The sequence below is a fragment of the Serratia nevei genome, assembly GCF_037948395.1.
GTDB classification, from domain to species: Bacteria; Pseudomonadota; Gammaproteobacteria; order Enterobacterales; family Enterobacteriaceae; genus Serratia; species Serratia nevei.
In genome coordinates, this window is sequence record NZ_CP149940.1 from 3576806 (window position 1) to 3597028 (window position 20223).

Annotated in this window: 17 protein-coding genes, 3 tRNA genes and 1 other RNA gene; 12 read left to right on the forward strand and 9 right to left on the reverse strand. The window is 57.5% G+C overall.

Translation table 11 applies throughout. From position 1 onward, the window contains the following. Window positions 1–23: 23 nt before the first annotated feature. A complete protein-coding gene (gene rsuA / locus V8N38_RS17210) occupies window positions 24–737 on the reverse strand; it encodes a 16S rRNA pseudouridine(516) synthase RsuA (RefSeq protein ID WP_060420171.1) in 714 nt (237 codons plus the stop codon). A 317-nt stretch (window positions 738–1054) separates the two neighbouring features. Here rsuA and V8N38_RS17215 point away from each other — a divergent pair, with 317 nt between their 5' ends. Both V8N38_RS17215 and rplY read left to right on the forward strand, forming a co-directional pair. Further along, window positions 1055–2812, forward strand: coding sequence for a DEAD/DEAH box helicase (locus V8N38_RS17215; RefSeq protein WP_087763384.1), 1758 nt, complete (start codon window positions 1055–1057; stop codon window positions 2810–2812). Between the two features lie 162 nt (window positions 2813–2974). After that, window positions 2975–3259 carry a 50S ribosomal protein L25 gene (rplY, locus tag V8N38_RS17220; RefSeq protein ID WP_019453645.1) on the forward strand — a complete coding sequence of 95 codons (285 nt, stop codon included), beginning with the start codon at window positions 2975–2977 and terminating at the stop codon, window positions 3257–3259. A gap of 84 nt (window positions 3260–3343) precedes the next feature. On the opposite strand, the gene yejK is transcribed toward rplY, so the two are convergent. Beyond that, on the reverse strand, window positions 3344–4351 hold the full coding sequence (yejK, locus tag V8N38_RS17225; RefSeq protein ID WP_060420164.1) for a nucleoid-associated protein YejK: 1008 nt from the start codon (window positions 4349–4351) through the stop codon (window positions 3344–3346). A gap of 211 nt (window positions 4352–4562) precedes the next feature. On the opposite strand from yejK, the gene V8N38_RS17230 reads away from it, so the two are divergent. From V8N38_RS17230 to V8N38_RS17245, 4 genes are all read left to right on the forward strand, one after another. After that, on the forward strand, window positions 4563–4790 hold the full coding sequence (locus tag V8N38_RS17230) for a YejL family protein (RefSeq protein WP_004935782.1): 228 nt from the start codon (window positions 4563–4565) through the stop codon (window positions 4788–4790). A gap of 9 nt (window positions 4791–4799) precedes the next feature. Continuing rightward, window positions 4800–6581: an LPS biosynthesis-modulating metalloenzyme YejM gene (yejM, locus tag V8N38_RS17235; RefSeq protein WP_084827374.1), complete on the forward strand. Its 1782-nt coding sequence runs from the start codon at window positions 4800–4802 to the stop codon at window positions 6579–6581. A 78-nt stretch (window positions 6582–6659) separates the two neighbouring features. After that, window positions 6660–6736, forward strand: a tRNA-Pro gene (locus V8N38_RS17240). Between the two features lie 34 nt (window positions 6737–6770). Further along, window positions 6771–6900: non-coding RNA, RtT sRNA (locus tag V8N38_RS17245), on the forward strand. Between the two features lie 47 nt (window positions 6901–6947). Here the strand turns inward: V8N38_RS17245 and ttrA are convergent. Genes ttrA through ttrB form a run of 3 tightly spaced genes read right to left on the reverse strand, consistent with a single transcriptional unit; the run spans window position 6948 to window position 11771 of the window. Continuing rightward, on the reverse strand, window positions 6948–10019 hold the full coding sequence (gene ttrA, locus V8N38_RS17250) for a tetrathionate reductase subunit TtrA (RefSeq protein ID WP_147840089.1): 3072 nt from the start codon (window positions 10017–10019) through the stop codon (window positions 6948–6950). Then, window positions 10012–11037 carry a tetrathionate reductase subunit TtrC gene (gene ttrC, locus V8N38_RS17255; protein WP_147840088.1) on the reverse strand — a complete coding sequence of 342 codons (1026 nt, stop codon included), beginning with the start codon at window positions 11035–11037 and terminating at the stop codon, window positions 10012–10014. The genes ttrA and ttrC overlap by 8 nt, the downstream gene beginning before the upstream one ends. After that, a complete protein-coding gene (gene ttrB, locus V8N38_RS17260) occupies window positions 11034–11771 on the reverse strand; it encodes a tetrathionate reductase subunit TtrB (protein ID WP_147840087.1) in 738 nt (245 codons plus the stop codon). Before ttrB ends, ttrC begins: the two co-directional genes overlap by 4 nt. A 229-nt stretch (window positions 11772–12000) precedes the next feature. Here ttrB and ttrS point away from each other — a divergent pair, with 229 nt between their 5' ends. From ttrS to V8N38_RS17280, 4 genes are all read left to right on the forward strand, one after another. Beyond that, complete coding sequence (gene ttrS, locus V8N38_RS17265) at window positions 12001–13722, forward strand: tetrathionate respiration histidine kinase TtrS (protein ID WP_244951326.1); 1722 nt, start codon at window positions 12001–12003, stop codon at window positions 13720–13722. Next, on the forward strand, window positions 13694–14293 hold the full coding sequence (gene ttrR / locus V8N38_RS17270; RefSeq protein ID WP_089186224.1) for a tetrathionate respiration response regulator TtrR: 600 nt from the start codon (window positions 13694–13696) through the stop codon (window positions 14291–14293). Before ttrS ends, ttrR begins: the two co-directional genes overlap by 29 nt. 340 nt (window positions 14294–14633) lie before the next feature. Further along, on the forward strand, window positions 14634–15296 hold the full coding sequence (locus V8N38_RS17275) for a VUT family protein (protein ID WP_025303625.1): 663 nt from the start codon (window positions 14634–14636) through the stop codon (window positions 15294–15296). A 17-nt stretch (window positions 15297–15313) separates the two neighbouring features. After that, window positions 15314–16045 (forward strand): metallophosphoesterase, encoded by a 732-nt coding sequence (locus tag V8N38_RS17280; RefSeq protein ID WP_147840086.1) that lies wholly within the window; start codon window positions 15314–15316, stop codon window positions 16043–16045. Here the strand turns inward: V8N38_RS17280 and V8N38_RS17285 are convergent. Together V8N38_RS17285 and V8N38_RS17290 are read right to left on the reverse strand one after the other, a co-directional pair. Then, on the reverse strand, window positions 16038–16526 hold the full coding sequence (locus V8N38_RS17285; protein WP_147840085.1) for a hypothetical protein: 489 nt from the start codon (window positions 16524–16526) through the stop codon (window positions 16038–16040). The genes V8N38_RS17280 and V8N38_RS17285 overlap by 8 nt on opposite strands. After that, on the reverse strand, window positions 16527–17180 hold the full coding sequence (locus V8N38_RS17290) for a helix-turn-helix domain-containing protein (RefSeq protein ID WP_147840084.1): 654 nt from the start codon (window positions 17178–17180) through the stop codon (window positions 16527–16529). It lies immediately after the preceding gene. A gap of 865 nt (window positions 17181–18045) precedes the next feature. On the opposite strand from V8N38_RS17290, the gene V8N38_RS17295 reads away from it, so the two are divergent. Beyond that, a complete protein-coding gene (locus V8N38_RS17295) occupies window positions 18046–18291 on the forward strand; it encodes a DinI family protein (protein WP_087763390.1) in 246 nt (81 codons plus the stop codon). Window positions 18292–18659: 368 nt separating this feature from the next. Then, window positions 18660–19808 carry an acyltransferase family protein gene (locus tag V8N38_RS17300; protein WP_089186227.1) on the forward strand — a complete coding sequence of 383 codons (1149 nt, stop codon included), beginning with the start codon at window positions 18660–18662 and terminating at the stop codon, window positions 19806–19808. A gap of 133 nt (window positions 19809–19941) precedes the next feature. On the opposite strand, the gene V8N38_RS17305 is transcribed toward V8N38_RS17300, so the two are convergent. Continuing rightward, window positions 19942–20017: transfer RNA gene (locus V8N38_RS17305), tRNA-Thr, on the reverse strand. A gap of 6 nt (window positions 20018–20023) precedes the next feature. Further along, window positions 20024–20111 (reverse strand) — tRNA-Ser (locus V8N38_RS17310). Between the last annotated feature and the right edge of the window lie 112 nt (window positions 20112–20223).

Here is a 20223-nt window from a genome sequence, read left to right on the forward strand (position 1 = left end):
CGGCCGCAATCGATGATCGGTTTTCAGTCCTGCAGGTGCGGCGCGCCCACGCTGGCGATCTCTTCTTCGGTCAGTGGGCGGTATTCGCCCGGCGCCAGATCGTCATCCAGCACGATGGCGCCGATGCGCTCACGGTGCAACTCGATCACCCGGTTGCCGACGGCAGCGAACATCCGCTTCACCTGGTGGTAGCGCCCTTCGCTGAGGGTCAGGCGCACTACGCGCTCGTCGACCTGCTCCAGCGTCGCCGGGCGCGTCAGGTCTTTCTCGTTGTGCAGTTGCACCCCTTCGGCGAAACGCTGCGCGGTGTCTTCCGCCAACGGGTGCTCCAGCGTCACCAGATAGGTTTTCTCGCAGTGGTGGCGCGGCGACGTGACGCGGTGCGACCACTGGCCATCGTCGGTCATCAACACCAGCCCGGTGGTGTCGATATCCAGCCGTCCGGCGGCGTGCAGCTTGTACGCGACTGGTTCATCGAGAAAATACAGCACCGTCGGATGATCGGGATCGTCGGTGGAGCAGACGTAGCCCTGCGGTTTATTGAGCATGAAATAGCGCGGGCCGTTCTGCTGCTGCAGCGGATTGCCGTCGAACGCCACTTCTTGCTCCGGGGTCAGTTTGATCGCCCCGCTCTTCACTACCTCACCATCCACGGTGACGCGTTTAGCCCGAAGTTCGCGCGCAACCAGCGCACGGCTGATGCCTAACTGCTGAGATAAAAACTTGTCCAATCGCATGGGATCTGCTTTGCCTGTCGTTGTTATGATCGCATTGATCGTATTGCCAAAATATGACGCCCGCCGTTGCACCGGGTGCAAATGGCAGGTTCAGGGGGGGAATCGCGTGGGGGAACAGCGATTGCTGTCACACGAGTATAGCGGCACAACGCGTTGCCCGACAGAGGTAATTTTCACGCTCCTCGCAGCGCGCGCGCGTAGAAGGCATAATAATAGAAATTTTTCGGCTGTCCGGGGAGTAGAATGTCACGGTTTCTGTGAGAGCAGCGGTGACAAAGCCGCTTCCCGACGGCCCATCTCAACCCACGGCGTTCATTATGGCCTTTACCCTACGCCCCTACCAACTTGAAGCGGTCGAAGCCACCATCAATCATTTCCGGCGGCACCCCGAACCGGCGCTGATCGTGCTGCCGACCGGCGCCGGCAAAAGCCTGGTGATCGCCGAGCTGGCGAAGCGCGCCCGCGGGCGGGTGCTGGTGTTGGCGCACGTCAAGGAACTGGTGGCGCAAAACCACGCCAAATACTGCGCCTACGGCCTGGAGGCGGACATCTTCGCCGCCGGCCTGCAGCAGAAAGAGAGCGCCGGCAAGGTGGTGTTCGGCAGCGTGCAGTCGGTGGCGCGCAATCTGCCGCTGTTCGACGGCGCCTTTTCGCTGCTGATCGTCGATGAATGCCACCGCATCAGCGACGACGACGACAGCCAGTACCAGCAAATCATCCAGCATTTGCAGAAAACCAACCCGCAGCTGCGGCTGCTGGGGCTGACCGCCACGCCCTATCGCCTAGGCAAGGGCTGGATTTACCAGTATCACTACCACGGCTTCACCCGCGGCGACGGCGCCAGCCTGTTTCGCGACTGCATCTACGAGCTGCCGCTGCGCTACATGATTAAGAACGGCTTCCTGGTGCCGCCTGAGCGGCTGGACATGCCGATCGTGCAGTACGATTTCAGCCGGCTGGAGGCCAGAAGCAACGGCCTGTTCAGCGAAGCGGATCTGAACCGCGAGCTGAAGCGGCAAAACCGCGTCACGCCGCATATCATCAGCCAGATTGTTGAGTACGCCGAAGACCGCAAAGGGGTGATGATCTTCGCCGCCACCGTCGAGCACGCCCGCGAGATCCACAGTCTGCTGCCAACCGGCGAGGCCGCGCTGGTCAGCGCCGAAACGCCGCCCGCCGAGCGCGATGCGCTGATCGAGGCGTTCAAACAGCAGCGGCTGCGCTATCTGGTCAACGTCGCGGTATTGACCACCGGCTTCGACGCGCCGCACGTCGATCTGATCGCGATCCTGCGCCCGACCGAGTCCGTCAGCCTGTATCAGCAGATCGTCGGCCGCGGGCTGCGGCTGGCGCCCGGCAAGGAGGATTGCCTGATCCTCGACTACGCCGGCAACCCGCACGACCTGTTCACGCCGGAGGTCGGCGTCAGCAAGCCGCACGGTGACAGCCAACCGGTGCAGGTGTTCTGCCCGGCCTGCGGCTTCGCCAACCTGTTCTGGGGCAAGTGCACCGAAAACGGCGACATCATCGAGCACTACGGCCGCCGCTGTCAGGGCTGGCTGGAGGACGACGACGGCCACCGCGAGCAGTGCGATTACCGCTTCCGATTCAAGAGCTGCCCGCACTGCGGCGCGGAGAACGACATCGCCGCGCGCCGCTGCCATCAGTGCCAGGAAGTGCTGGTCGATCCCGACGACATGCTGAAAGCGGCGCTGAAGCTGAAAGATGCGCTGGTGCTGCGCTGCGGCGGCATGGAACTGCAAAGCGGCCGCGACGACAAGGGCGAATGGCTGAAGGCCACCTATTACGACGAGGACGGCACCAGCACCAGCGAGCGCTTCCGTCTGCAGACGCCGGCGCAGCGCAAAGCGTTCGAGATGCTGTTCCTGCGCCCGCATCAGCGCGCGCCGGGCGTGCCGTTCGCCTGGCACACCGCCGCCGACGTGCTGGCGCAACAGCAGGCGCTGCGCCATCCGGATTTCGTGGTGGCGCGCAAACGCGGGCAGTTTTGGCAGGTGCGCGAGAAAGTGTTCGATTATCAAGGCCGTTTCCGCCGCGCCAATCAATTGGCCTGAGCGAACTGCCGCCAACCTGGGCAGGTTTTCGTTGCCCTGCGGGCGGCTTTCCGTTAAAATGCCGCGCGCTTTACCTGGGCCTGCCCAGCGTTAAAGCGGGTTTCCGAACTTGCTACTTGGGTCGCCTGTAGCAGGGTAAATTTTCTTTTAAGAGAAAAAACAATGTTCACTATCAATGTAGAAGTACGTAAAGACCAGGGTAAAGGTGCGAGCCGCCGCCTGCGTGCAGCAAACAAATTCCCAGCTATCGTTTACGGTGGCAAAGAAGCTGCAGTTTCCATCGAATTGGACCATGATTCTGTTAAGAACATGGAAGCTAAACCAGAATTCTACAGCGAAGCAGTAACTCTGGTTATCGACGGTAAAGAAACCAAAGTTAAGGTTCAGGCTGTACAGCGTCACCCGTTCAAGCCAAAACTGGCTCACATCGACTTCGTTCGCGTTTAATCGCAACGTTTTCGAACCTTTCGGGACGCCGAAATAAAGAACGCCGCAATTGCGGCGTTTTTTATTGTCTGCGATTCGGCAAGCTTACTTGCCGCTGCCGGTCCGGCGCTGCAGCTGATCGCGCAGGTTCGGCGGCGTGCCTTTGATGGTCAGCGTGTCGGTGGCCGCATCCCAGAAAATGCGCTCGCCCAGCAGCATGGCGTCGAAGTTCAGGCTGATGCCGCCGCCGCTGCCGGCAAATTTGGTCAGCTGGCGCAGCGTGCCGCGATCCGCCGGGAAGCTCTCTTCCAGCTCATACCCTTGCTCGCTGGAGAACTGCATGAAGTCTTTCTCGCCGACCGGCGACAGCTCCTGCGACAGCGCCTGCAGTTCAATCTCTTCGCCCGCCTGCAGCTGTTCGTTGCAATAGCTATACACCTGCTGGCGCACCGACTGGCGCTCGTTCTTGTCCAGCTGCGCATCGGCACAATAGTCGTCTACCGCCTGCAGCAGCCCGCGGTTTTGCGCCTTGGTGTCCAACCCTTCGGACGCCGCCAGGAAGTCCATGAAGAAGTCAGCGACCTTGCGGCCCACGCGCCCGCGCAGGAAGGTCAGGTAGCGGGTCGATTCCGGGTTGGTTTCCCACTCGGTCAGATCGATGCGCGCAACGATATCGGCGTTGTTGATGTCCAGATAGTGCGTGGTGTTGATATCCAGCTCTTCGTTGACGCGCATGCTGTTACGGCTGTTCAACACCGCGATCAGCAGGTACTCCACCGCCAGATAGCGGTATTGGCCGAACAGTACCACGCCACCTTCGGCGAACGGATACTTCGCCAGTTCGTCGCGCAGGCGGCCGGTCGCCGCGCGGCTGAAGGCCAGAAAGTCTTTATCGTCCTTGCGGCAGGTGCGCAGCGCTTCCGCCAGTTCGCTGCCTTCGTTGAACAGGCCTAAGGCCTTGCTCTTGGCGCTGTAGACGCGATGCAATTCCGCCATCATTTCTTCTACCGCCGCGTTGGCGGGAAGCAAGGAATCGCGCAGCACCACGTCCAGCGTTTGCTCGTCGCGTTTCACCAACTGATGCAGAGCGATCTGGTCGATATCCAGACTCATGGTAAATCCTCCTGTTCTTTAGGCGCGTATTCAAACACTGAAGGCCCCGCCCTGCAATACTAAAAAACTGCGGCAAACCGGAAAGGCGCAGCGAGGGGCCGCCCCGGCGCGGGCGAACGATTTCCCGAATGACAGGAAGTGATAAAAGAGCGGAAAATCACTGTCCTATACGGTAAGATAGAGCACTTTGCAGATTACTAAGCGCAATTTTATGCCACAATCATCCCGTTACAGTGACGAACACGTTGAACAACTGCTCTCAGAGCTGGTCAATGTTCTGGAAAAACACCATACCCCCACCGATCTTTCCCTGATGGTGCTGGGCAACATGGTCACTAATTTGATCAACACCAGCGTTGCCCCCGCGCAGCGGAAAACCCTGGCGAGATCGTTCGCGGAAGCCCTGCAGGCTTCTGTCCGTGAAGATAAAGCGCATTAATATTGACTTATGGTGACAAACCGTCAGCGTTATCGTGAAAAAGTCTCCCAGATGATCAGCTGGGGGCACTGGTTCGCCTTATTCAACATTCTGCTCGCCCTTGGGCTGGGTAGCCGCTACCTGTTTGTCACCGACTGGCCCGCTTCCCTGCTGGGCCGCGTCTATGCTCTGGTCAGCCTGCTGGGGCATTTCAGCTTTATCGTGTTCGCCGGCTATTTGCTGGTGATCTTCCCGCTCACCTTCGTGGTGATGTCGCAGCGGCTGCTGCGATTTATTTCCGCCGCGCTGGCCACCGCCGGGCTCACGCTGTTGCTGGTCGACAGCGAAGTGTTCTCCCATTTCCACCTGCACCTCAATCCGGTGGTGTGGGATCTGGTGGTCAACCCGGACCAAAGCGAGCTTTCGCGCGACTGGCAGCTGATGTTTATCTGCGTGCCGGTGATCTTCCTGGTGGAGATGCTGTTCGGCACCTGGAGCTGGCAAAAGCTGCGCAGCCTGAATCGCCGCCGTTTCGGCAAGCCGCTGGCGGCGCTGTTTATCAGCGCCTTTTTCGCGTCGCACCTGATTTATATCTGGGCCGACGCCAACTTCTATCGCCCGATCACCATGCAGCGAGCCAACCTGCCGCTCTCGTACCCGATGACCGCGCGCAAGTTCCTCGAAAAACACGGCCTGCTCGACCAGCAAGAGTATGAGCGCCGCCTCGTGCAACAAGGCAATCCGGAAGCGGTGGCGGTGGAATATCCGCTCAGCGATCTCAGCTACGGCGATAAAGGCAGCGGCTATAACCTGCTGATGATCGTGGTAGACGGCATTCGCGCCAAAGACGTGGCGCAAGACATGCCGGCGCTGACGCGCTTCGCCCAGGAAAACGTGCGTTTCAGCGATCATTACAGTTCAGGCAACCATGCCGATACCGGGCTGTTCGGCCTGTTCTACGGCATTTCCCCGACCTATCTGGACAGCGTGCTCGCCGGGCGCAAACCGTCGGCGCTGATCAATGCGCTCAGCGATCAGGGCTACCAGCTGGGGCTGTTCTCCTCCGACGGCTTCAACGCCAGCCTGTACCGTCAGGCCCTGTTGACCGACTTCTCGCTGCCGACGCCGGCGCCGCAAAGCGACGCGCAAACCACGCAGCAATGGCAGCGCTGGCTGACGGATCAGGGCGATAAAGAGCCGTGGTTCTCCTATATCAACTTCAGCGGCGCCGAGCCGGCCGAAGGTGCCAAAACCCCGGCGCCGGCCGACTTTATCCAGCGCTATCGTACCGGCGCGCAAGACGTGGACGCCCAGATAGCCCAGGTGCTGGACACCCTGAAACAGCGCGGCCTGCTGGACAAAACCGTGGTGGTGATCACCGCCGAGCACGGCGTCGAATTCAACGACAGCGGTAAAGGCCAATGGGGGGCCGGCAACGGCTTCAACCAGGCGCAGCTGCAGGTACCGTTGGTGATCCACTGGCCGGGCACCCCGGCCCAGACCATCAGCAAGCTGACCGGCCATAACGACGTGATGCGCACCCTGATGCAACGGTTGCTGCACGTGAAGACCGCGCCGAAAGACTATTCGCAGGGCGAAGATCTGTTCACCGCCCAGCGCCGCAACAACTGGATCGCCACCGGCGATGGCAATCAGCTGGTGATCACCACGCCGACGCAGACGCTGATGCTGGACAACAGCGGCAACTATCGCGTCTACGATCAGAACGGCGATGAAATAAAAGACGAGAAACCGCAGCTTGCTCTGCTGTTGCAGGTGCTGACCGATGTAAAACGCTTTATCGCCAACTAACTGCTTAAAACTAAAGCAATCAAGTAGCGAGGCGCTTGCATTAACATCGGGAATCGGTAGTATGAATTTTCATAGCGTCGGCATGTAGCGCAGCCTGGTAGCGCACCGTCATGGGGTGTCGGGGGTCGGAGGTTCGAATCCTCTCATGCCGACCAAATTTAAGAAAACCTGCTGTTACAGCAGGTTTTTTTTCGTCTGCACGCTGAGAGGATGAGAATCTCCGAAGGAGGTTTGAGCCGAGCGCAGTGAGACCACGTTGCTTTAGCAACGGCCCGCAGGGCAAGCATCGAAGATGCGCATAATCCTCTCATGCCGACCAAGTTCAAGAAAACCTGCTGTTACAGCAGGTTTTTTTTCGTCTGCCGTTTACGCGGAAAGTTTGACGATCGCCGCAGGAATACCCTGGCGCACCGCCGCACCGGTTACCCAATCCAGCCAGGTGTTCGGCACTTCGCGCGTCGGATCGGCAAAGCCCAAATCGTTAAGGTTGATGCCGGCGGCGATGCGCTCATCCATCGCCAGCGGTTCGCCGTCCAGGTAGTGCTGGCTGGCCCCCATCTCCCGGTGGCCGTAACCGTGTTCCACCGCGATCACACCGGGCATCACCCCCGCCAGCAAACTGATCTGCGCCTCCCGGCTGCCGCCCGGCGTACTGATGCTCACCCAGTCACCGTGTTGAATGCCGAAACGCACCCCGTCCGCCGGGTTCAGGGCCACCAGGTTCACCGGCTTCACGTCGTGCAAGCGCCGGATCACCGCGGTGGAGCTGCTCATCACATTGGATTTGAAGGACATCAGCCGCAGCGGCCACTGTCGCTCAGGGTAGAGCTCTTCCACCGCGCGGCCGTCCGACAAACGCGCCGGGTAACAGGTGGGACAGCCGCTGAAACGCTCGCCGGTGATCGCATGGCGGTGCTTTGCCACTTCCGCATTCCAGATCTGCAGCGGCTTCTCCCAACGGTTGCCCACGCTGCCGTCGCGGCGGCCGCTGTCATGATCGGCGAAGCGGCCGCCGCGGCTGTAGATAAACGCCACGCGGTCGATTTCATCGGCGCGCAGCGTCTGCGCAAGCTGCGGCAACAAGCGATCGACGCCGCACAGCGCCAGCTCTTCCGCCCTCGCGGCCGGCACCGGCGCCTTGCCGGCAAACGCCACGTTGGCGGCGGCGCGCAGATAATAATCCTCGGCGCGGTTGAGCGGCAGCAGCCCGCCCTGGCCGTCGCCGATAGCGCGATCGCCAAACCCCGGCAGCCCCAGGCGTTTGGCGACGGCGATGCAAAACGCCTCCATGGAAATCGGCTGCCCTTGCGCCGTTTTCGCGGTCGCCGGCGTCACTATCGGCCAGCGCGCGGTAGTGGCCTTGCTGGCGACGCCGCCCCAGGGAGCGCTGAATCCCCAGCTCTCAAAGTTATGGGTATCCGGGATGATATAGTCGGCCAGCGCCGTCGTTTCGTTGATAAATGCATCGATGGCGATAAACAGCGGTAAACGCGCCGGATCTTTAAGCCGCTCCTCCGCCACGCCGCGCAACCCGGCAATACCGTACAGGGGGTTGGTCATGTTCGAGATCCAGGCTTTGAGCCCGTACGGATACCCCGCCAGCGCAGACGTCAGCAGCTCGGTCAACTGCCCAGCGACGAACGGATACCAGGGCGCCCTGGCCGGCCAGGGTGAAACGCCCGCCGCCACTTTTTCGCGGTATTCGTCGGAGGTTTCATAGGCGGCCTTGCTGCGCGCGATATTCAGCCCCTTCGGTTTTACCAGGCCGGGAAACTCGACCAGGTTATAGCGCGGCCCCTCGGCAAAGCCGTTGAATTTGCCGCCGCCGACGAACACTCCACCCTCCAGGCTAAGGTTACCGATCAACACATTGAGCATCATCACCGACCAGGTATTGTAAAACCCGTTTGCCGCCATCATCCCGCCATGGGCGATCACCGCCGCCTTGCGCCCATGGGCGGTAAAAGCCTCGGCCAGCGCCGCGATGCGCGCCACCGGCACGCCGCATTCCCGGCTGTACGCCTCCGGCGACAGTTTATCGGCGGCCTCTTTCAGACACTGGAAACCACTTTTCACCGCCACCTGCGCGCCGTCGTGCAGCGTCACCGTGCGGGTTACCCACAGCTCGGCACGGTCGCACGCCTCGGCCGGCACCAGCTCCCCCGCGCCGTTGACGACCAGCGGCGACGCCGACTCGGCGCCGTTCAGATGAGCAAGCGTCAGATGCTGCCCCGCCAGCGGGTGCTCGCTCTCGGCGATCACCAGATGCGTGGCGTTGGTCCAGCTCTTCTCGCCGGCACGCTGCATGGCGACCTCCGACGGGATGGCGAGATAGCCGGCCTGATAACGCCGGTTGTCGAGGATCCACTGGATCATCGCCATCGCCAGCGCCGAGTCCGTGCCCGGCAATATCGGGATCCAATGGCCATGATCGTCCGCCAGCGTGGTGGTCAGCGGCAGCGCCGGCGCCACCACCGCATAGCGAAACTCGCTGCGCAATCTGGCGCTGGCCAGCTGCCGGGCCTGGCGCTTGAACGGGTTGCCGGACTGCGCCGGCGAGGTGCCCATAAACAGCGCGAATTCGACCTGTTCCCAGTCCGGTTTCACATGCGGGTTCTTGTCCAGATCGTTCATCAATGCACCGGAGCCGGCACGGTAGGCCAGCCCACAATAAGCGCCGTGTGCGCCGAAGTTTTTGCTGCCGAAGCTGTTCTGGGCGAAGCGCCGCAGGAAGCTGTCGCGCCCGTCGTCACCGGCGTTGGTCACCAGCAGCTGGTTGGCTTTCGGCCCCAGCCCCGGCCGCCGGGCGTCGATCGGCGTTTCCAGATCGCGGATCGCCCGCAGGCCGTCCACATGCCCCTCGCCGAACAGATCGCCGCCCTCCACCACTTCAGCGATCAGCTGTTCGAAGCTGATGCGTTGCCACTTGCCCTCGCCGCGCTTGCCGACGCGCTTCATCGGCTCCAGCACGCGCAGCGGGCTGTAAAGCCCCTCCAGCAGCGTGGCGCCGCGCGCGCAGGCGGTGGAACGGGCGTCGAGGCCGCTTTCGCCGCCCAGCTGCGCCAACGCCTCCTGCAACGGCAACGCCGAGTCGACGTGCCGTTCCTGAGACAGCGGATGATAAGGGTTGCCGGCAATGCGCAATACCCGATCGGTCTGTCTGTCCACCCGAACCCGCACGCCGCATTGCGTCCAGCAGCCGAAACACTGGGTCATTGAGATGGCCTGCTGCGGATTGCCTTGCCATTCCGGCATTGCCCGCCCTTCGGGCAGCAGAGAGTTGCCGTTGATGCGATCCAACGTCACCCGCCCTGAGGTGCCGTGAATCAAGCCGTCGATCGCCCGTTTGGCGACCTCACGATAGCTCAGGCCAAAAGCGGACAACCCGCCGAAGGCCAGGCCCACTTTCAACCACTGACGCCGGGTGAGTTTAGCCATGTTGTTTTCTCCGCAATAAAAACGCCTGTGCTTCACGCACCATGATCATTAACGCCAGCCACAGCCCGAAAGTGCCGACGATCGCCAGCAAGCCGTCGGTACCCAGCGGCAGGCTATAGGGGGAATAAGACGCGTTGTATTTCGGGATGGTTTGCACCTCGATCAACAGCGTCCAGCGCATCAGCCAGCTCAGCCCCAGCGCGCCGGCCACCAGCAGCGGCGCGCCGCCGCGCGGCAAACGTCGATAGGCGGCCCAGGCGGCACACGCCAGCGCCAGTGCCCACAGCGCGATCCACCCGGCGGCATACTGACGTGCCGTCGCCTGCGTCTGCAGCCAGTGGCGTACCGCCGCGCCGGATAGCGTATCGCCGCACACCCACAGCAGGATCGCCCCGCCGAGCAGCAACAGCGTTAGCAGCATCCCGCGCGCCAGCGGCGCTTGCAGGCCGGGCCGTTTGCGCATCGCCAACAGCAACAGGGCCAAGAGCGCCTGCAGCGCGCTGAGGAACATCACGATCGGAAATCCGTAGCTGAACCAGATGGGGCGGGCGCGCACGACGGAAACCTCACGCCCGGTGTACAACAGCAGGCCGATAGCTACCAGCGCACAAGCGGGCGCTATCCCACGCAGCAGCGCCACCCGCCTGCCCGTCAGCCGCGTAAATTCGACCGCGATAAACCACAGGCCGATCAACAAGGTAAACAGCGGCAAGAACAGCGCCCCCCACGGCATCCACGACCAGGGCGTCGGATAAGCGTAGAAATGCCAGAAACGGGCGGTTTGATGCAGGTCGGCGGTTAACGCCAGCGGCGCGGTGATGGCGCACGTCAGCCCGATAAACAGCGCCATGCGCTCCAGATGCGCGGCGTTATCTCCACCGCGCCAGCGCCACACGCAGGCCAGCAACGCGGCGCAGGCGGCGATGCCGATAAAGAAGAAATATTGCACGGCCCACGGCAGCCAGCTCACCGCCTGCGGCTGGCTCAGCACTTCTGCGATCATCAGTTGGCGGCTCATCGTCCCTCCCCCCATAAGGCGACCTGCGCCCGGCCCGGCAGCGGCGTGACGAAGGCGTCATCCAGCCCCAGATAAAAGACGTGGGGCGCGGTTTGATTCTCCGGCTTGAGGACTTTGATCTCGGCCTCATGGCGCCGCAGCAGCTTGCTCAGCGTGCTGTGCGGATCGCGCATGTCGCCGATGATCCGCGCCCCGCCCACGCACGACTCCACGCACGCCGGCAGCAATCCCGCTTCCAGCCGGTGCACGCAGAAGGTGCATTTGTCCGCCGTTTGGGTGGCGTGATTGATAAAGCGGGCATCGTACGGACAGGCCTGCACGCAATAGGCGCACCCCACGCAGCGTTTGTTGTCGACCACCACGATCCCATCCTCGCGCTGGAAGGTGGCCTGCACCGGGCATACCGGCACGCAGGGCGGGTTGTCGCAGTGGTTGCACAGCCTGGGCAGCAGCACGTTGGTCGCCACCGCTTCGCCTTCGAGGCAGACCTGGTACTGGTTTACCGTGGTGCGAAACTCCCCGTGCGGCGTCTGGTTTTCAATGGCGCAGCTCACGGTACAGGCCTGGCACCCGACGCAGCGCCGCAGGTCGATCAGCATCGCGTAGCGGCGGCGAATATCCCCCTCGCGCCGCGTCGGCGCCCACGTCAGCCCGGCTTCCGCCATGGGGATCAGCGAAGCCCCCGCCGTCAACACGCCTAGCCGCTGCAAAAACTGCCGTTTACCGAAATCCATGCGCCTCTCCCACACCCTAGGCATCACCCCGATCACGCTATTGATGCCCGTTAGATGAATAAACAATGTCGATGATTTACAGTGTAAAAATGGCATTGGGCTCAGCTCTATTGTGGTTAACCACATACCGAACCTAACGTTGATCTAAAACAAGTGACGGCAGGCAGATTGCCCATCAGGAGGGGCCGTGAGGGTCGTGTTATTACTGCTGCTCAGTCTCGGCTGGGGGATGGCGGCACAGGCGGGCGAGTGGTCGGTCGGCGTGCTGGCGATGCGCGGCGATGCGGCGACCGCGCGTGACTGGCAGCCGCTGATCGACAGGCTCAACGGCAGCGTCGGCGGTGAACGCTTCCGCCTGCGGCCGCTCGATCTGGCGCAGATGCGCGAGGCGGTCAATCGGGGCAGCGTGCAGTTCGTGGTCACCAATCCGGCGCAGTTTGTGCAGCTGAACAGCTACTATCATCTGCGCTGGCTGGCGTCGTTGCGCGCCGCCAACGGCGACCGGGCAACGGGCAACATCATCGGCAGCGTGATTCTGGTGCGGCGCGACAGCGGCATTACGACGCCGCAGGCGCTGATGGGCAAAACGGTGGGCGCCATCGATCCGCAGGCCTTCGGCGGCTATCTGACCGGTTATAAGGTGCTCAGCGATGCCGGCATACGGCCCGAGCGCGATTTTCACCTGCGCTTTACCGGTTTCCCTGCCGACGCCCTGCTCTATCTGTTGCGCGAACGCGCCATTCAGGCCGCCATCGTCCCCGTTTGCCTGCTGGAGAAAATGGATCAGGAAGGCCTGATCAATCCGGCGGATTTTCGCCCGCTGTTGCAACAGGCCGCGTCGGTTCCCTGCGTTACCAGCACGCCGCTTTACCCCAACTGGTCGTTCGCCGCCCTACCCGGCCTGGATAACTCACTGGTGGATGCGGTGGCAAGAGCCTTGCTGACCGCACCGCCGCAGTCACCCTTCCTGTGGGGCGCACCGGCCTCGACCAGCGAGGTGGAAGCGCTGCTGCGCGCCGTCAATCAGCACCCGGAACAGCGGCGGCTGTGGCTGGATATCAAAAGCTGGCTGATCCAGCATCAGACGGCCGTCGGCCTGTCGCTGGCGGTGCTGGCGCTGTTGATCGTCAACCACATCTGGATCGCGCTGCTGGTACGCCGGCGCGGGCGGCAGTTGCTCCATGCCGGAGAGCAACTACGGCGGCAGGAGCAGGCGCTGGAGAACGCCAGGCAGCTGAACGTGCTGGGGGAGATGGCCTCCGGCTTCGCACACGAGCTCAATCAACCGCTGGCGGCTATTCGCCACTATGCGCAAGGATGCCTGATCCAACTGCGCAACACGGACGCCGGGCATCCGCTGCTGGGGCCGCTGGAAAATATCGACCGACAGGCGCAGCGCGGCGGCGAGACGATTCATAACCTGCGCCAGTGGGCACAGCCCACCGCAGAGGCGATAGACCAAACGCGCTGGCAGCCCGCTGCGGTAAGCGAAACCGCCGAGCGGGTGTGGGCGCTGCTGCGCCTGACGCAGCGCTATCCCGACCTGACGTTGTTCAACAACGTGGCGCCTTCGCTGACGCTAACCCTGCCGCCGGCGCTGCTGGAACAGCTGCTGGCGAACCTGCTGCTGAATGCGGCGCAGGCCGGGGCCAATGCCGTCTGGCTTTCCGCCACCCAGAGCGAACGGGCGATCGAGTTGCATCTGCAGGACAACGCGGGCGGCATGACAATGGCCGGGCTGGAACAGGCTTTTCGCCCCTTCAACACCACCAAAGCCGGCGGCATGGGGCTGGGGTTAGCCATTTGCCGGCGCCTGGCCCGCTATGGCGGCGGCGAAATCCGCCTGGCTAACCGCCCCGCCCCCGACAGCCGCAATGGGCTGTGCGTAACGCTGCATTTCATATTGAACGATGAGGAAAACCATGTCGCTAATTCATCTGGTGGACGATGACGTCGCCGTCACCGACGCCTGCCATTTTTTGCTGACCAGCCTCGGCCACGACGTGCAGTGCTGGAATGACAGCACCGACTTTTTGGCGCAGGCCGACCTGTTTCAGACCGGGATCGTCTTGCTGGACATGAGGATGCCGAAACTCGATGGGCACCAGGCCTACGCTGAGCTGCGCCGCCTCGGCAGCACGCTGGCGGTGGTGTTCCTGTCCGGCCATGGCGACGTGCCGATGGCGGTGGAGCAGATGAAGTACGGCGCGGTGGACTTCCTGCAAAAACCGATCGCCGCTGAACCGCTGATCGCCGCCCTCGAACGCGCGCACCGGGTTTCGGCCGTAGCCTGGCAACGCCATGAAACTTACGGCCGCTACCGCACGCTCACGCCGAAAGAACGCGACATCGCGCAGCTGGTAGTGCGAGGCATGATGAATCGGGAAATGGCGGAGCGGCTGAATATCGCGCTGCGCACCGTGGAGGTTCACCGGGCGAAAGTGATGGAGAAAATGCAGGCCGCTAGCCTGGCGGAATTGGTGATTCAGCTGCAGGCTCTGCCGCCCACGCCCCGGGAGTGAACGTATAAAGCCCTCATCAAGCTAACGTCCCGTATTCCTCTTCCCATGATTGACACAGCGCAATCCAGGTAATATATTCATTAGAAATATTAATGAATTACGGTAAAGTCATCTGTTCTCAACCAACAGGCCATCAGCATTCTTCGCATAACCCAGCGTAGCGCTTTCGCCTTCAGGAACCCCGTGAGGGAAAGGAGAGGCGTTGCCTTGAATAAAGAGAAACGATGGCCATGCGACATGACTCAAGCATCATTGCGCCACTATCTGGCCGCTTGGTTGACGTTTTAAATAAGTATGGATTATGAATAACAGAAGAACACGGACTAAATAAGGAATAAAAATGCAAGGAAATCTCAAGCTCTATGGCCTTTTTGTTGGCCTGACGGTGACCATTATGATCACCTGCGACACGTTGGTTTATAAGGTCTTTGATATCTATGGTTTTAAAATAACGGCCAGCGGCATTGTATTCTCTCTGTGTTTCTTGATCTCCACATTGCTTACTGAGGTTTACGGCTATAAATTGTCGGTCAGAGCAATATGGATCATGGTCTTCTGTCAAAGCTTATATGTCATAATACTTAATCTCTCAGCCGTTATTCAGCCAGAAAACAACGATATCGCCACGCACTATTATTCTTTGTACCACGAATTCTGGCGAGTCATGATCGGTACCTGGGTGTCCGTTCCGGTCGCTTATTTCGTCAATGGCTTCATTATTTCAAAGATGAAGATTATCTTCTCCGGCAAATACTTCTTTATCCGATATATTGTGGGCTCCATGTCTACGCAGGCCGCCCTGTTGCTGACAGCCTATCCGATCAGTCTTTCAGGAAAATACACCTTCATGGAGTTGGTTAACATCATAAGCACAACCTGGTCTTATAAAGTTGTCGTCTCCATTGTCTTGCTGCCGCTCGCCATCGCCTTAGTCGAGTGGGTGAAGAAGATAGAAAACACCGATCACTATGATTGGGGCACCTCATACAATCCATTTAAGTAATATCAACAGGGTCTAGCATGAAAGTAATTCAGATTAGCGACATACATATTATGCCTAATGAAAGCGCGCTGGCTTCGAAGCATCTTGCTAATTTCGACAGGGCCATTGACTTCATTAATGCCAATGCCGATAAAATCGATGCCGACTTAATCATTGTGACGGGTGACATCTCTCATGATGGCGATATCCCCTCTTATGAGCGCTTCTTTAAGATAATGAACCGCACTTCCTTACCTTTCTATTTTTTCCCAGGCAACCACGACAACAAAAAGAACCTGGACGATGCAGCCCATAAACAGGGCGGCAACTATGATATAAACTCGTTTGAAGATGACGAATGGCGCATGCTCAGCATCGACTCGGTGGTTGATAACGAAGATTTCGGCAGGGTCTCGACGCATGCGCTCGACACGCTTGAAAAAGCCATCGTCGCAAGTGGCAATAAAAAGGTCGCCGTCTTCTTGCATCATCACCCTATTCCTGTAGGCACCCCGATTGTTGATAGCTGTATGTTAAGCAATGCCGAGGAGCTTTTGAGCCTCTGCCAACGATTAAACGTTAAGTTTATCGGCTCAGGCCATGCACATACGTTATTCCAAAGAAAGCTGGGGGAAACCTTAATCTCTGTTTCCCCGGCAATTTGTTCGCAATGGAAAAACGGCACAAGCGATGTCAGCACCATAGAAAATTCTGCCTTCAGCGTAATTACGTTCGATGAGCATATTCACGTCGAACCCTGGTTTATTTAATCAACGTCAGTATTGTTTTTTTAGACCTGGTGCTTTTCTTTGCATTTTTCAAAGAGGCAGAGAGTGCTCTGCCTTCTTTCACCCCGGCATAAAAGGCTATTTTCGTCGCATCCAAGGACTCGGTTTTGTCGACAAGATCGCGATCTTTTAGGAAATCCGCCCCTGATATTGATATCGAGTCAACGTCGTTTTTCAACGTCCACATACAGTTTCTTTTTTCTCCATGAATCGACAGTTTGGCCGAGGCGATTTTTATTTTAGACTCGGTCTCGGCGATAAAAGCGATGTCTTTCGGGTTAACGTGCCTGAGAAAATCGCCCTCGATGAGTTGCGCCCAGTTTTTTTTCACGAAAGTATGGGTGCCAAACTCTTTGAAAAGCCAATATCCATCCGCCGTTCGGATCACACTGCGATCTAACGTATAGAGGTAACTGGGAGAGTATATTTTTCTTAGCCTTCTCATTATGTTAAATAAATCCATTTATTTCAGCCTCTTTATCGTTTTCAATAGAACACCGACGATCGCATAATCGCTATAGGACTTCACGCTGCTATCTGAATCTAATGAGATATTTGTAAACAACAAGTCGTCGTCAGAAACAAAAACTCGCCTTAAGCATATTGGGTAATTTTTCAGCTTAACCAGGACGATATCCCCATCACAAAATGGCTCCTTGAGGGAGATCACACAATACGTTCCACGGTCTAATTCAGGCGACAGTGAATTATTCGTTATCTCTGCCACAAACAGCGAATCGTCCGTCATGTCATCGACTTCTGTCGTATAGGTATCTGCCGTTCTGATCGTGTTGGCCAGAAAACGCTCTACATCGCTGTAGCTAATGAGCGGCAGCGATCTCACATTGTGTTTGGCCTCCCCTGTGACGCTTAAATCCTTGTCAGTCAGCTCCCCTACTTTTACGGTGAAAAATTCACCAATGGATGCAAGCGTGGCGATCGTGGGATTCCCCACCCCTTTCCTCAGATTATTGATGGTCGCAATACCTATCCCTGTTTCGCTGCTCAACCGACTGGCGTCAATCCCGTGCATGCGCATGAGGTAAGTGAGGTTTTCGCCTATCATTTTCAATGACATACCATTTTCTTCTGATATTTTAATGTTGTTTGGTTGCATTATAATGTTTTAAACCTATACTTTAGCGTCATTAAAGTGAATTAAAAACATTAAACCACTTAAAAGGTGGCCATGACAATAATCCTGGGCGAGCGACGGACGAAAAACACAAAAAACCTATTGTAATAAAATGATTTTATTGCAAATCATCGTTCTTGATGAACGTGACTGGTTTTTATTGAAATGATTCATTTTACTTATAAAAAACTATCTAAGCAGGCTAACTCATATCCCGTTCATCAAGCTTCAGAGGCGCTTGACAACGCCCGGGATATCTTCATCGCATTCACGCCATAGCTGCCGCGGGAGAAACCTAAAATACTGATCATTAACCTCGCAGCAATTTAGTGCAAGAAAGCCCACCTGGAGAGCAAACCGCATCCCGGTTTAATTTTAAACGAAATGAGATGAATGCCTTTTTCAGCGCTCATAGAGCGACTATTGCCCAACACTCGGGATTTTTTCTCCGTCAGAACGCGAAAACGCTGCGTCAGCGCCCGTAGCGCCGAGTTCCGGCGCATACCTGCGTTGAGCAACATTATGCCAAGAACGGCGACCAGAAAGGTGGCGCCGGGCCTCCAACACCAGGGAGCCCCGGCCCGACGCCACCGCCTTACGTATTGATTTTTAAGGGTGAAAAATGCAGGCTGCGGGAATGATCACGCCCTTTGAAGATTCACGCGCGAAGTGAGCGGGGAAAATGCAGGCCAGTGGCCAGACATAAGAAAATGATTCTGCGGCAGGCTTAGCCCCCCGTAGCGCAAGCAAGAATGAACGCCTCATGCAAAATTGCTTTCCCACTCTTGCCAACCCGCCTTCCTCAGGCCAGAATACTGTACATTAAATCAGTATTTACAGGTGAGTCATGTTTGTAGAATTAGTGTACGACAAGCGCAACGTCGCTGGGCTACCCAACGCCGCCGAGATTATTCGCAACGAGCTGGAAAAACGCGTGCATGCGCTGTTTCCTGAAGCCGAAGTGCGCGTAAAACCGATGCAGGCCAACGGCCTGAACTCCGACGCCAGCAAAAGCGATCGTGAGAAGCTGAACCGAATGTTGGAAGAGATGTTCGAAGAAGCGGATCAGTGGCTGGTCACGGATATTTTATAAGCGCTCTCAACCATAATCCCCGACTAATAACCAAACCTGAGCCTAGCGCCAGCAGGCTTTTTATACGAGCAAGGCAGTATGGTTACACCTCGTCTGCTGGTGCCACCGCCTTGCTCCCTCCGGGAAATAAAGACCTTTAAGATTCGCGGCTTACTGATGCGTATGCAATTCTCATATATGCCGCACGCCGACTTTTGCTCGCCTAATTAAATAATTTCGGAGCTTATGATATATCAAAAAACCTAGAGTCTATGCGGTTTACATTCAGAATTTGCCAACTAACCTCATAAGATATCCCATGCTATACTGTCGAGATATCATCAACCCATTGGAATAATTAATGAAAAATCACTTAGAGGTATCTCTTTATGCAACCCGCTAAAAAGTGGTCACAGGAACTTGAGGGGTTACGTGGCCTGGCGTCACTTTGGGTTGTTTTGGGTCATATCTGCATTTTAACCCGCTTCCGTCCCCCCATTCTTTCTGATCCTGCAATCGGTGTAGATCTTTTCATCCTGCTTTCTGGCTACTTAATGGCCAAAAATTATGTTGAGCGTAAGGAACAGGAACCCTGGACCGACGCGTCGACTTTCAAAAAATTTTGGACTCGGCGGTTCTTTCGCATCGCACCGCTTTACTATGTCTTATTGGCTGTGGCAATTGTATTTGGTAGCTACTTCGGTGAGGCCAGAGACATCATTGGCCACTTCTACAGCGAAACGCAAACCAACAGCTCACGCTATAGCGATCATTCATTCTTGAATGTATTTACGCACGTCACCTTTATGTTTGGCTTTCTGCCTGATTACTCCTTCAATACGGTGCTCCCCGACTGGAGCATCGGTTTGGAAATGCAGTTCTATTTACTTTTTCCATTCATCATGTTGACAGTCTTGAAACTGGGATTTGCCCGTGCATGCCTCGCGGTTGTCTTGCTGTGCGGACTCGCCAAATTTTTAGTACCGGACTACTTTGCTGCATTCCCCATGCCCTCCATGATCCTCATAAAGCTGAACTTATTTATTGGGGGTATGCTGATGGCTGAATCAATCCGCAGTAAGAGTGTTCGCTATGTCGTTTTTGCTTTATTAACCGTACTGGGTAGCGCGTATCTGCCAAACGAATTGAATAAATACCATTTGCTCGCTCAAATAGGTCTTATCTTAATGATGGTCACGATGCTTTGGGCCAGGAGTGAAGAGAGCAAGTGGTCGCGCGTGCTGCGCTTGCCGCGCTGGTGCCTGACAAACCGTTTCAGCGTATTTCTGGGAGATGTCTCATACTCAGTCTATTTGCTCCACCTATTGATAGTCCTACCGGTCGTTGCCTATTTGCTCTCAAACACATCATTTGCTGAACTTTCTTCAGTAATGCGGTTCATTGTTGCATCAGGAATCATTCTCCCGCTCACCTATGGTATCGCAACGTTGCTGTACCACTTTGTTGAAAAACCAGGTATCAAACTCGGCAAAATGCTTATTAGCCGCAACCAAACGAAAGCTGTGGCGCTACGGTAATTGCCTATCAACACTCAATCTGATGGCTGCTTATCGGTTAACTTCAGCGCCACCTGAGAAACTCCTTCTCGTGGCGCTTCCAGTAAAAAATCCATAACAAAAAGCCCCAGCATCGCTGCTGGGGCTTCTATCATGGTGCCGGCTACCGGAATCGAACTGGTGACCTACTGATTACAAGTCAGTTGCTCTACCTACTGAGCTAAGCCGGCTGAATTTGGCGGAAGGACAGAGATTCGAACTCTGGGAGCTGTTACACTCGACGGTTTTCAAGACCGTTGCCTTAAACCACTCGGCCATCCTTCCAATGGGCGCTGATATTAGCGATACCGTTATGAAATGTCTATCGTTTTCATGCAAAAAAATGGCACAACCGGTGCAGTTGCCTAAACTTCAGGCCTTAAACGCTTAAAAAATG